General features: G+C 33.7%; 9 protein-coding genes. 7 read left to right on the forward strand and 2 right to left on the reverse strand.

What is annotated here, in order from left to right; genetic code table 11:
* Window positions 1–188: 188 nt before the first annotated feature.
* On the reverse strand, window positions 189–2780 hold the full coding sequence (clpB, locus tag FGM02_RS08140; RefSeq protein ID WP_139957875.1) for an ATP-dependent chaperone ClpB: 2592 nt from the start codon (window positions 2778–2780) through the stop codon (window positions 189–191).
* A 374-nt stretch (window positions 2781–3154) separates the two neighbouring features.
* Between clpB and FGM02_RS08145 the strand changes: the two genes are divergently transcribed.
* The 7 genes from FGM02_RS08145 to FGM02_RS08175 all read left to right on the forward strand — a co-directional run bounded on the left by FGM02_RS08145 (window position 3155) and on the right by FGM02_RS08175 (window position 8486).
* A complete protein-coding gene (locus FGM02_RS08145; protein WP_139957876.1) occupies window positions 3155–3688 on the forward strand; it encodes an aspartyl/asparaginyl beta-hydroxylase domain-containing protein in 534 nt (177 codons plus the stop codon).
* A 138-nt stretch (window positions 3689–3826) separates the two neighbouring features.
* The gene (gene ytxJ, locus FGM02_RS08150; protein WP_139957877.1) at window positions 3827–4213 is read left to right on the forward strand and encodes a bacillithiol system redox-active protein YtxJ; all 387 of its coding nucleotides are present in this window, start codon (window positions 3827–3829) and stop codon (window positions 4211–4213) included.
* 208 nt (window positions 4214–4421) lie between these two features.
* The gene (glyA, locus tag FGM02_RS08155) at window positions 4422–5696 is read left to right on the forward strand and encodes a serine hydroxymethyltransferase (RefSeq protein ID WP_139957878.1); all 1275 of its coding nucleotides are present in this window, start codon (window positions 4422–4424) and stop codon (window positions 5694–5696) included.
* A gap of 87 nt (window positions 5697–5783) precedes the next feature.
* Window positions 5784–6158: a porin family protein gene (locus FGM02_RS08160; RefSeq protein ID WP_139957879.1), complete on the forward strand. Its 375-nt coding sequence runs from the start codon at window positions 5784–5786 to the stop codon at window positions 6156–6158.
* 273 nt (window positions 6159–6431) lie between these two features.
* Window positions 6432–7211: a YHYH protein gene (locus tag FGM02_RS08165; RefSeq protein WP_139957880.1), complete on the forward strand. Its 780-nt coding sequence runs from the start codon at window positions 6432–6434 to the stop codon at window positions 7209–7211.
* A gap of 11 nt (window positions 7212–7222) precedes the next feature.
* The gene (locus FGM02_RS08170) at window positions 7223–7804 is read left to right on the forward strand and encodes a toxin-antitoxin system YwqK family antitoxin (RefSeq protein WP_139957881.1); all 582 of its coding nucleotides are present in this window, start codon (window positions 7223–7225) and stop codon (window positions 7802–7804) included.
* 31 nt (window positions 7805–7835) lie between these two features.
* A complete protein-coding gene (locus tag FGM02_RS08175; RefSeq protein ID WP_317133621.1) occupies window positions 7836–8486 on the forward strand; it encodes an SCO family protein in 651 nt (216 codons plus the stop codon).
* A gap of 16 nt (window positions 8487–8502) precedes the next feature.
* Here FGM02_RS08175 and FGM02_RS08180 read toward each other — a convergent pair whose 3' ends face one another.
* Window positions 8503–12435 carry a T9SS type B sorting domain-containing protein gene (locus FGM02_RS08180; RefSeq protein ID WP_139957883.1) on the reverse strand — a complete coding sequence of 1311 codons (3933 nt, stop codon included), beginning with the start codon at window positions 12433–12435 and terminating at the stop codon, window positions 8503–8505.
* Window positions 12436–12452 lie beyond the last annotated feature (17 nt).

Here is a 12452-nt window from a genome sequence, read left to right on the forward strand (position 1 = left end):
TTTATAAGGAATTAATTGAATTGAAAGGATCAATGCCATCATTTTTAGCGAAAGTTCAGGATGCAGAATCTTAGCTATGAATTGAAAGGAAAATTGTTGAGTTTTGATAGTTTCTTAAAAAACTAATCCAACAAAAAAAGTCCTGGGAATAAATGAATATTTCCAGGACTTTTAAAAATGATTTTATTTTATGAATTATTTCTAAAAACAAATTTACCATCAAAGGCATCTAAAAGAATTTTTTGCTCCGAAGCAATATTTCCTGCTAAAATTTCTTTTGACAAGGCATTTAAAACTTCTTTTTGCACAACTCTTTTTACGGGTCTCGCTCCGAACTGAGGATCGAAACCTTTTGTAGATAAGGCTTCAATAGCCTCATCTGTTACAGCCAATTCAATTTGTTTTCCTTTTAGCATTTTAGATAATTTTGCCAATTGAATTTTCACAATGGCTGCAATTTCTTTTTTATCTAAAGGCGTAAACATGATGATTTCATCAATTCTATTTAAAAACTCAGGTCGTATACTTTGCTTTAAAATAGCCATTACATCAATTTTTGCTCTTTCTGCTGTTCGCAAACGATCTTCATCTTTCGCTTTTTCAAAATGTTCCTGAATACTTTCTGCCCCCATATTTGAGGTCATAATAATAATGGTATTCTTAAAATCTGCAATTCTTCCTTTGTTATCCGTCAAATGTCCTTCGTCTAGTACTTGTAACAAAATATTAAACGTATCAGGATGCGCTTTTTCAATTTCATCTAACAAAACAACAGAATACGGTTTTCTTCGTACAGCTTCCGTCAATTGTCCTCCTTCATCATAGCCTACATATCCCGGAGGCGCTCCTACAAGTCTACTTACTGCATGCCGTTCTTGATATTCGCTCATATCAATCCGTGTCATGGCATTTTCATCGTCAAAAAGATACGTAGCCAATGCCTTTGCCAATTCAGTTTTACCAACACCGGTAGTTCCTAAAAACAAGAAGGAACCTATGGGTTTCTTTTCATCTTGTAAACCAGCTCTTGAGCGTCTTACAGCATCCGATACCGCTTCTATGGCTTCTTCCTGTCCAATCACACTTTTGTGTAATTCTTGCTCTAAAACCAATAATTTTTCTCGTTCGCTTTGCAACATTTTCTGCACCGGAATTCCTGTCCATTTCGCAATTACTTCAGCAATATCATCGGCAGTGACTTCCTCTTTGATCAAAGAATGTTCTTGGTTTGAATTGACTTCTTTTTGAAGCGCATCCAATTCTTCTTGTGCGACTTTTATTTTACCATAACGCAATTCTGCTACCAATCCATAATTTCCATCACGTTCTGCTTTGTCCGCCTCCTGTTTATAATTTTCAATACTTTCTTTTATTTGTTGGACTTTATCTACCAATTCTTTTTCCGTTCTCCATTTACTATAAATGGCGTCACGATTCTCTTTAACATTCGCTAATTCTTTCTTTAGAATCGCTAATTTGGCTTTGTCTTTTTCTCTTTTAATGGCTTCAACTTCAATTTCTATCTGCATAATCTTTCGATCCAAAACATCTAACTCTTCTGGTTTTGAATTGATTTCCATACGCATTTTAGAAGCGGCTTCATCCATTAAATCAATGGCCTTATCTGGTAAAAAACGATTGGTAATATAGCGTTGAGACAATTCAACAGCAGCAATTACAGCATCATCCTTAATTCTTACTTTATGGTGGACTTCATATTTATCTTTAATTCCCCTTAAAATAGAAATGGCACTTTCCGTATCGGGCTCGTCCACAATAATTTTTTGAAATCGACGCTCCAAAGCTTTGTCCTTTTCAAAATATTTTTGATACTCATCCAAAGTCGTTGCTCCAATAGCTCTTAGTTCTCCTCTTGCCAAAGCAGGCTTTAAAATATTTGCCGCATCCATGGCACCTTCGCCACCGCCAGCACCTACTAAAGTGTGAATTTCATCAATAAATAAAACAATATTTCCATCAGAATTTGTGACTTCCTTTACAACAGATTTCAAACGTTCCTCAAACTCTCCTTTGTATTTGGCACCGGCAATTAAAGCCCCCATATCTAAAGAAAATATTTGTTTGTCTTTTAAATTTTCAGGAATATCTCCTTGAATAATTCGATGTGCCAATCCCTCAGCAATGGCTGTTTTCCCTACACCAGGTTCACCAACCAACATCGGATTGTTTTTTGTTCGTCTAGAAAGAATTTGTAAAATTCTTCTAATTTCTTCATCTCGTCCAATTACCGGATCTAATTTACCTTCCTCAGCCAGCTTGTTTAAATTCTTGGCATATTTATTCAATGAATTATAAGTGTCTTCTGCAGATTGAGAGGTTACTTTTTCACCTTGTCTAATTTCTGCAATGGCCGCTTTCAATCCTTTTTCATTAACCCCTTGATCTTTTAAAACTTGAGAAATTGTATCTGTTGTTTTAAATATGGCCAGTAACAAATGTTCTATTGAAACATATTCATCCTTCATTTTTTGCGCAATTGTACTTGCGTCTAGCAATGCTGTGTTAGCTGTTCTAGATAATGAAATAGAGCCACCCGTTACCTTTGGAAAACTTTTTAAATTATTTTCTATAACTTGACTAAGCACCGTAATATTTACACCTAGTTTTTTTAAAATAAAAGGAGTCACATTTTCATCTACCTCTAAAATGGCTTTAAAAATATGTGTATTTTCAATTTGTTGATGTTCTAATGCTTGTGCTATTTGCTGTGCTTTTTGAACAACTTCTTGTGATTTTATCGTAAAATTATTAAAATTCATAACGTTGCATTTTTAAGATTCATAAGGATAAGGTCAAATTGTATTCCAATTCTGTTTTATGTATTACTTTAGACAAAATGACTTGTAAGTGTACTGTTTTACAGACAATATGGCTTATTAAATTAAAAAAACAAGCCAATATTTCCGACTGCTCTAAAGAACTTCGTTTACTCAGTAACAAAACAAGTCGACTCATATATAAATAGCACTCACTCATTTTAAATATTTTTTTACGTAGAACCCTTTAGTTTCGTTAGCATTTGAAAAAACAGCAGAAACAGGGTAGGTAAAATTCGAGGTCAGTTGTCTAGTTTAAAGATAAAGTAAAACACTGAATTGAAATTAAATCTTGTATTCATTTTATAAAAAAATATATGGAAACCTTAATCAAACCAAAAGTAGCATTTCATTCCTTAGAGTTGTATCCGCAACTAGCCTTGTTGTTCAATAACTTTCAAATTTTTAAGCAAGAAGCCCTCAATTGTTACAGTGAACATTTAACCAAATTTGATGAAATTGACGAAGAAGCAGCACTGAAAGTTATTCCGTTAAGACCCGAAGAATCTGATTGGGAGCGTATTCCGAATGAGTTCATTGTAAAATCTAGAAACTTAGCACCTCAAACGGTTCATTTAGTAGAACCACTAGAAAATGTAAAAGCTTTTGCTTTTTCTTCTTTAAAAGCAGGTGCCCGAATAACATCTTATAAAGGCGAAAAACCTTATGTAATGGCCATGTTTTGTTTGCAAGCTGACAAAGGGGTGTATTTGAAAAATGAAAATAAAAAACAAGAAATTATAGAAGGCGAATTGTTGATCTTTGACGCAACAATGGAACATAAAGTCGTAAATAATAGCGACAAAGATCGCATTGTATTGTTGCTTTTATTAGACAATGCCTTGACTTAAATAGTATTTTGTAAGTTGTGATTTCTGAATTTTTTTTAAAACAGAAATAGTTGTAGAACAACCTTGTATAATTTTTTAAGACTCTTGAAAGTAAATACTACCTTTGCCGTCTATTTGAAAAAATAAGAAGAAAACGATATGGGTATATTAGATAAAGTATTTGGAAAAAAAGAGGCTAAGGAAAAACAAGCAAAAATTGATTGGATTCCTTTAACATCTATTGAGCAATTAAATTCAATTATAGAAAAATCTGAAAAAACAGCACTTTTATTTAAGCATAGTACACGTTGCGGAATTAGTGCTAGTGTATTAAGAAAGTTTGAAACCAAAAATGAAGGCTTGAGAGAACAATTAGATTTTTATTATCTAGATTTGTTAAATCATCGTGATATTTCTGCAGCGATGGCAGAGAAATTCAACGTAGTGCATCAATCTCCACAAGCAATAGTGGTAAAAAATGGAACTGCAGTCGCAAATGAATCGCACTATGATATTATTGGTATCGACTTAGAAAACTACAGTTAAAAAAACTACAATTTCCTTATGTAAACTAGAAATTTCTTCAAATGTAAATTTCTAGTTTTTTTATTTTACAAATAGAGATTCGTAGCTGTGTTTTACAAATTAGCCAATTTGTTCATATCCTGTTCATTTTTATTGAAAGAAAGCTATAGAAAACAAAAGAGAATTTGTAATTTTGCGCTTTATTTTAACAAACTGTAAATCTTAAAAGATGCAACGTGATCAAATCATCTTCGACTTAATACAAGACGAAAAAGAAAGACAATTAGAAGGATTAGAATTAATCGCTTCTGAAAACTTTGTAAGTGAGCAAGTTATGGAAGCGCAAGGTTCTGTACTAACAAATAAATATGCTGAAGGATATCCAGGTAAACGTTACTATGGTGGTTGTGAAGTTGTAGATGTTGTTGAACAAATTGCTATTGATAGAGCGAAAGAATTATTTGGTGCTGCGTATGTAAACGTACAGCCACACTCTGGTTCACAAGCCAATGCAGCTGTTTATTTAGCTGTTTTAGTACCAGGTGATAAAATTTTAGGATTTGACTTATCTCATGGTGGTCACTTAACACATGGTTCTCCTGTAAATTTTTCTGGAAAAACATATAAAACTTCTTTTTATGGAGTTGAGCAGGAAACAGGTCGTTTGAACTATGACAACATTCAAAAAATAGCTTTAGAAGAAAAGCCAAAATTAATCATTGCAGGTGCTTCTTCGTATTCGAGAGATATCGATTTTGCTCGTTTTAGAGAAATTGCGGATAGTGTTGGAGCTTACCTATTGGCTGATATTTCTCATCCAGCAGGTATGATTGCAAAAGGATTATTAAACGATCCATTGCCTCACTGTCATTTCGTAACCACTACTACTCATAAAACTTTAAGAGGTCCTAGAGGAGGAATGATTATGATGGGACAAGATTTTGACAATAAAATGGGAATTACTTTGAAAAATGGTAATTTACGTAAAATGTCAGGTTTGTTAAACGCTGCTGTATTCCCTGGAATGCAAGGTGGACCTTTAGAGCATGTAATTGCTGCTAAAGCCATTGCTTTTGGTGAAGCTTTGACAGATAAATTTTTACATTATCAAGTACAAGTTAAAGAAAATGCTGCTGCTTTGGCTGCTGCTTTTGTTGCCAAAGGATACAATATCATTTCTGGTGGTACAGACAATCACTGTATGTTAATTGATTTGCGTAACAAAAATTTATCAGGTAAAGATGCAGAGCAAGCCTTAGTAAAAGCGGATATTACTGTAAACAAAAACATGGTTCCTTTTGATGATAAATCTCCATTTGTAACTTCTGGTATTCGTATTGGAGCTGCTGCAATTACGACTAGAGGATTGAAAGCAAATGAAATGGCAACGGTTGTTGATTTGATTGATGAAGTAATTACAAACTTTGAAGATGCGGCTGTTTTAGAAGCTGTTGCTGAAAAAGTTAATGAATTAATGGGAGGCAGACCTTTGTTCAACGCATAACAATTATAATGCAAATAGTATATAAAGCTTCTCAATTAAAATTGAGAAGCTTTTTTTTATCTTGTACTAAATTAAAAAAAATATACTATGAAAAAGTTATTATTGGCTGTATTCATTACAGCATTCAGTTTGTTAAGTGCTACTGCGCAAGAAAGTATTGGTTTTACAGCGGGTTACTCCTCATTAAATACCAGTTATGGTCTATCTTTCGGAAGCGAATCAGATTCACCAACTAAATCTGGATTTTTTATTGGTTTTTTTAAAGAGTTTGAATTGTCTGAAAAATATGATCTAAAAACGGAGCTGTCGTTAGGAATGTACAATAAAGATGGAGAGAAGACAAATGTATTGCTGCTTCCTGTTTTACTCAAGTACAACGTAACAAATGGTTTAGCATTACTATTTGGACCTCAATTAGATTATGTTTTGGATACCCAAAATAATGATACATTAAATAAATAAGGAGTTGGTGTTGGTTTAGGCCTTGAAATCAATTTATCAAAGCAAAATATGCTTTGGGAGTTTCTGAAAGAATAGAAGACGATAATTTCGGAACGATAGAAGCAGATGGAAGATTAGATTATTTAACTATTGGATTGGGCTATAGATTTTAATACCCAGCATAAAAATTAAAAATCCCTTTTCCTTCATTGGAAAAGGGATTTTTTTGTTTTAAGGTAGGGTGTTTTTGGTTTTGACTGTTTTAGTAGTACAATCACTAAAACAATTTAAATTATGAAACAGTATATCACTATTAGCATGTCCTTATTGACATTTTTATTTTTCTCATGTACAAGTTCTGACTCCATCATGGAAGATGCTGAGGATGAAGATGAAACCACTGAATCTGTTACTGAATTACATGCGGCTTTTGCTGAATTTGATACCACTGAAACAGATATTTATTTATCTGCTAATGGTACAACTGTGACTATAGAAGCGTCAGGACTTCCAAATCATAAAACAGGCTATTGGGGTGAAGGACACACACTTTATTACGAAGAAGACTCTTCATTTGACCCAACACCAACAACGCTTAACGAAAATGGAAACTACGATCAGGTAATTACTGTAGACGCGGTTCCTTCAAAGGCATCAAACACTACTTCAACAAGTTTAGGTTCTATTGGTGTTGCTATATCTGGAGCAGCCATTTATAACGATCAAGAAGGTTCTGGTTCTTTAGATGGTGCTGCCGTTAGTTTGGATTGGACCGGAGCACATATTGGTCCTGATGTATACCATTACCACTTAGAGCCTCATGCCATGTCTAATGATGATAAAAATCTTATAGGAATTTTAAAAGATGGATTTTTTATCTATGGTAGAAAATGTGATTCTACAAATACTTACCCAACAAATTTAGATAGTTCTGGTGGTCATACGTCAACAACGCAACATTCTGATGGAGAAGAAGAATACCACTACCATGTAATTAATGAAATTTATAGCACAAGTTCATTAGGGGATGTTGGTTATATTTTGTTTGCGGGACCGTTTCAAGGAAGTCTTTAATTTTTTTTATCATGAAATATTCCTTCATTTGCCTACTAAGTCTCTTTTTATTTTTTGGCTGTCAATCAGAAAAAAGCAAGTCACAAAAACAAGTGGTTCTAACATTTTTCAACATTCCAAATGATAGTATTGTAAAAGCTAAATTGGTGCTTCACGCAAATGAAGGAAAATGGTATTTCAACAACAAACCTTTTAGTGGCTTTGCTATAAGACATTTTAATACTAAGAAATTGGCTGAATGCATAGGTTTTTACAAAGGAAGAAAAGAAGGGGAGGCCAAACAATGGTATGCGAATGCACAACTTAAAAAGCAGTGCTTTTACAAACAAAACACATTGGTAAATACCTATAAAACATATTGGCCAAATGGACTTTTAGCTTATGAAGTAAATTATACGATTAATGGAAAGAAAGAAGGTATAGAAAAATTCTATTGGCGAAGTGGCTCTATTTCTAAAGCAAGAACATTGCGCGCTGGTCAAGAACATGGTTTGCAACAAGCTTGGTTAAAAAACGGAAAGCTGTATGTAAATTATGAAGCCAAAAATGGAAGAATATTTGGCATGAGAAGAGCCAATTCTTGTTATGCTTAGGAAGATGAAATAGTTATTAGATATGATAAAGATGAAAAATAATAGTTGGATTTTGATCCTGTTAATTTTTGTTGCTTGTAAAAATGACAAGCAATATACGGGCAGTAGAGTGGCCAATTTACCTTATTATAGAGATGCGTCCTTTACGCCATTTTGGTTGGTTCCAGGTAGTGAAGAAGAGAAAAATTTTCATAAAATCCCCGCCTTTAATTTGATAAATCAGCTGGGAGATAGTATTAATCATAAAACGTTTGAAGGTAAAATTTATATCACCGATTTTTTCTTTACCAGTTGTCCAGGAATTTGTCCGGCTATGACAAAAAATATGGCGAAAATTCAAGAGAAGTTTAAAGAAGATGCTTCTGTTTTATTACTATCACATTCTGTTACACCTGCAAAAGATTCAGTTCCTGTTTTATTAGATTATGCCAATAACAAAGGGGTTATTCCTAATAAATGGCATTTGGTAACAAGCACAAGAAAACAAATTTATGAGCTAGGAAGAAAGCATTATTTTGTAGAAAACGATTTGGGTGAAAAAAAATCGGATGAGGATTTTTTACACACGGAGAATTTCTTACTTATTGATAAAAACAAACATATAAGAGGAATTTACAATGGTTTGAATAGAACGTCTATTGCACAATTAATAACCGATATTGAAACCTTAAAATTGGAATAATTTCACACAATTTATTTTATCGTAGCAAGCTAAAATTCCCATAACGATGACGTACTTGCCCTTGCTTGTCAATTAATTTTGCCACAAACCAATAATCTGTAGCTAAGCAAGGAAGTCCTTTAGAAGTACCATCCCAACCCATACCTAAAGGGTCTATTTCAGCTAAGAGTCTTCCCATTTTATCATAAATGGCCACCAGCGTATTCGGGTAAAATTGTGATGTAATTCCTTGAATTCTCCAATAATCATTGGATCCATCACCATTAGGTGTAAAGAACTTAGGAAAACCTATAATAGAAAAATCATAGTCGACCAACCCACAGTTATTTTTATCATTCACATACACTTTGTAAACTCCAGCATCTAAATAATCAAATAAAGCTTCGTTTTGAAAAGCACCTATTTCATTATTTTCTTTTTGCAAGGCATACTCATAATCTCCAATACCCAAGCCGGCTCTTATAATTTCTAAAGAATTATTTTCTGAATCATCAATAATTTTTAAATCCTTTTTTGTCAGACTAGCAATATTAGAAGCCTTAATATTCATTTCCATAGGAAAAGATTCACAGCCATTCAAAGATGTTGCGATGACAGTATACTTACCTTCTTTTACAATTTCTGCCGTTGGTTGGGTACTAACGACTTCCCCTAAATTATTTGTCCAAATATAGCTGTGCGTATTTTCACTAGGATTTTTTATGCTTACTCTTTTAGGAAGTAAGTTTAAACATACAATTTCATCGGTTTCTAATTCGAAAATGGGTTTCGGGAAAACAACAAAATCGATGCTAGTAGCTGCCACGCAATTGCCATTTAAGGTATTTGTAACCTGTGCTCGAATACGTGTTGTATTTGTAGAAAAAGGATTTGGTAGGGGACTAGGAAGCGGATTTCCGTTTGTATCGAAATAGCTTATTTCCATATCCGTTTGTCCGTTTAAAATTTGGGCATCTATAGTAGAGGTATCAAAAAGAAAAATACCATCATGATCGTCGTCACACATTTCCAAAGGAGCCACGTTATTAGCAACCGATTTTTTATCTACCAAAAACTGAAGGTAGGTTTCGTCAGTACAAGCGCCATCAGGATCTTTTGAATCCTTTAAAGAAATAACCACTTTTACAAATTGACTAGTTGTAACAAACGGATTGGGCAACGGACTAGGTAATTCTGTTCCATTTTGACCAAAATATTGAACCACCATTCCGGTCTGCCCTTTTAATAAATCATTTTCTAAAGTACTGGTATCAAAAGGAAACCTTCCATCAAAATCGTCATCACATTGTCGTTCAAAACCTACAGGATGTGCTATTGGCATCGGTTCTGTAAATAATGAAATATGTTTTCCAAAACCCAAACAATCATTGTCTCTTTTGCTATCAACACGTACATAAATATCTTGCTGATTAGGATAACCTATATTTCTATAGTTTGCAGCATTTTCTATCGCATTTACTTCTTTTAAAGCATCTTCATTATTACGGTAAAATTGAACAATCAATTCTTGTCCTAAAGGAAACAAAGCTTTTATTTCTTCTTTTACACTTTCAAAATTAAAAGCAGTAATTCCATCGGTATTTGGATTAGCGGCATCCAAATAATCATCACATTCATAAAAATTTCTTTTAAAATTTGCAGGAATTGCCGTCGTTGAAACTACCAAACTAATTTCAGAAATTCGATAACAAGAATTTTCCGTAGTGACTCTAGCCCAAACAGTATCCGTACTTACCGTTGCATTTCTATAACTCGTTGGATTGATTATTAGTTCTGCTGCATTGTTTGCTTCAGCTCCTGCCAAGGTTTCAAAATAGCTAATCGTCACATTTGTAGGTTCCGTACTTATTTTCGAGTCGACCTCTGTTAAATTAAAATCACTAAAACCATCTATATCATCGTCACATTGTTTTAAAACAACGTTTTCTTCAATTATCGGCAATGCAAAAACTTCCAAATCGAGTAAGACAACTGTAGAACATTTTGTGTTAAATTTATTTGTTATGCTCACATGAATTGTTTGCTGTAATTGGGTGTTTACAAATGTTTTTGGATTGGTTATTTTGTTGAGTAAACTAGAATCTGTATAATATTCAAATAGAAAAGTATCTTTAGATTGACCGTTTAAGAAATAATTTTCCGTAGAGCTCAAATCAAACATGATCCTACCATCCTCATCGGAGCCAAAGGAACTATTGTCACAACTACTTAGACTCCCATTTTCAGCAGGAGGGAGGGACGATTCAAAAAGTGAAATTGTAAAATCTACTGGAGCAGAAGCACAATTGTCATTTTCTAATTGATAAACTTCAGCATAGATAGACTCTTCGGTATAGCTCCGTTTATTTCTGTAATTTTCAGGAGTTAGAATAGATTTTTTAGCATTGTAATCTGCAATTCCAGCATAATATCGAACATTGTATTCTGTAGGATTTAAACCGTTTAAAATAGCGTTGTTTTGTGTACTTAAATCGAATAAATAAAATCCATCGTTGTCCGTTTCACAAAGAACCAAATCCTCTGGTTTTGTAGCCATTGCTAAATCATAAATTTCTACAGTGTTTCTTATGGTTTTTGTATCTCCGCTTTCCGTAAAAGTTGCGGATACTTCATAAGAACCAGGGTTGGTAAAAATATGAACCGGTTTTTCTAATACAGATGTATTTTCTACTCCCGAATCAGGATCGTCAAAATCCCAAAGGATACTGTCTACCTCGTTTGCTAAATAAAAATTAGTGGGTTGTCCTAAACAAACATGTTCAAAATTAATGGTGGTGGTAAAATAAGTTTGGATAAATGGAGGCAATCCGTACAAGGCTCTTTTTCCGCCTAAAAACACAGCATCTTCCGTATATTGTGCAGCTGCAGCTAATTCATCTGGTTTTTCAATGGCATCTAAAAAAGATTTTCCAAAAACAGATACATAAATTTTCTTATCTGTCGCCAATTGTAAGGCTCCTACAGAACTATTGGGATAACTAAATAGTGTTGTTTTACTCGCTTCAATAGCAGCATTATTTCCTGCATTTAAATTGTATTGATGAATTTTTGATGCACTATTTGAAACCACATCTCCAACAATGGTAAATTGAATAACACTGGTATACAACACCTGACTATTAGGTGAAAACTCTAGACCATAAAAAAAGAAATCTTCGTCAGGAATTGTAGAATCATAAAAAGTTAACGGGTTACTGACTTTTCCTGTGGCAGTATCAAAATCAAATACTTGTAGTTCTGCTACTTTGCCTACACCGCTACCACGTGCAATAGCTAATCGTTGTCCGTTTGGTGAAAATTTCATTGCCCCAATTGCACTAGAAGTCGCCGCACTACTGTTTAAAAAACTTCCAACATGACTACTTACATAATTTAGGTCAATACCTGCATTGGTGACTTTAAAAGCTAGAAATTCATCACCATTAAATGCATGAGAGACCACCCAATAATCTTGTGTGTGAATATTTTTAATTGCCGTTAAATTCTCGGTTACCAAGGTACTTGTAATTCGTATATTTTTTTCTGTGCTTACAATTCCTCCCAAATTTCCATCCAAGGTCATGTCCACTTTGCTATACCAAAATCCTTTTTCAGCATTGTATTGGTTGACATTGAATATGTAATACACATTGGCATTGTGAGGTTGCGGTACAATCATGGCGGAATGAGTGCTGGAAGGATGCCCATTTAAGCTATTTCCATTTAACATTACAGTATGATTTTTATTCCAAACGGTAATTCCATCGGTATAAAACAGAAGCTGTCCATTTTTGTCGGAAATTGTTGCACAACCTTCATTGGTATCAACTTTACCATCTATTAGCGCCGTTGGAATACCTGAATTAAAATCTAAGCCTGCTTCTTCACCAAAATACCAAATATTGGCTTCTTTTTGAGCGTGAATGCTAAGTCCGAAAAAAAGTAAAAAATATAATAAAATTCTTTTCATAGAAAACCAAAAAAGAA

Origin of the sequence: Flavicella sediminum, assembly GCF_006381105.1 — a bacterium.
In the GTDB taxonomy this organism is placed as follows: Bacteria; Bacteroidota; Bacteroidia; order Flavobacteriales; family Flavobacteriaceae; genus Flavicella; species Flavicella sediminum.

What these genes read in the sequence shown, in the direction of transcription:
- FGM02_RS08180 (WP_139957883.1), bottom strand. Translation starts at nt 12,435, where the DNA reads ATGAAAAGAATTTTATTATATTTTTTACTTTTTTTCGGACTTAGCATT.
- glyA (WP_139957878.1), top strand. Translation starts at nt 4,422, where the DNA reads ATGCAACGTGATCAAATCATCTTCGACTTAATACAAGACGAAAAAGAA.
- ytxJ (WP_139957877.1), top strand. Translation starts at nt 3,827, where the DNA reads ATGGGTATATTAGATAAAGTATTTGGAAAAAAAGAGGCTAAGGAAAAA.
- FGM02_RS08165 (WP_139957880.1), top strand. Translation starts at nt 6,432, where the DNA reads ATGAAACAGTATATCACTATTAGCATGTCCTTATTGACATTTTTATTT.
- FGM02_RS08160 (WP_139957879.1), top strand. Translation starts at nt 5,784, where the DNA reads ATGAAAAAGTTATTATTGGCTGTATTCATTACAGCATTCAGTTTGTTA.
- FGM02_RS08175 (WP_317133621.1), top strand. Translation starts at nt 7,836, where the DNA reads ATGAAAAATAATAGTTGGATTTTGATCCTGTTAATTTTTGTTGCTTGT.
- clpB (WP_139957875.1), bottom strand. Translation starts at nt 2,780, where the DNA reads ATGAATTTTAATAATTTTACGATAAAATCACAAGAAGTTGTTCAAAAA.
- FGM02_RS08170 (WP_139957881.1), top strand. Translation starts at nt 7,223, where the DNA reads ATGAAATATTCCTTCATTTGCCTACTAAGTCTCTTTTTATTTTTTGGC.
- FGM02_RS08145 (WP_139957876.1), top strand. Translation starts at nt 3,155, where the DNA reads ATGGAAACCTTAATCAAACCAAAAGTAGCATTTCATTCCTTAGAGTTG.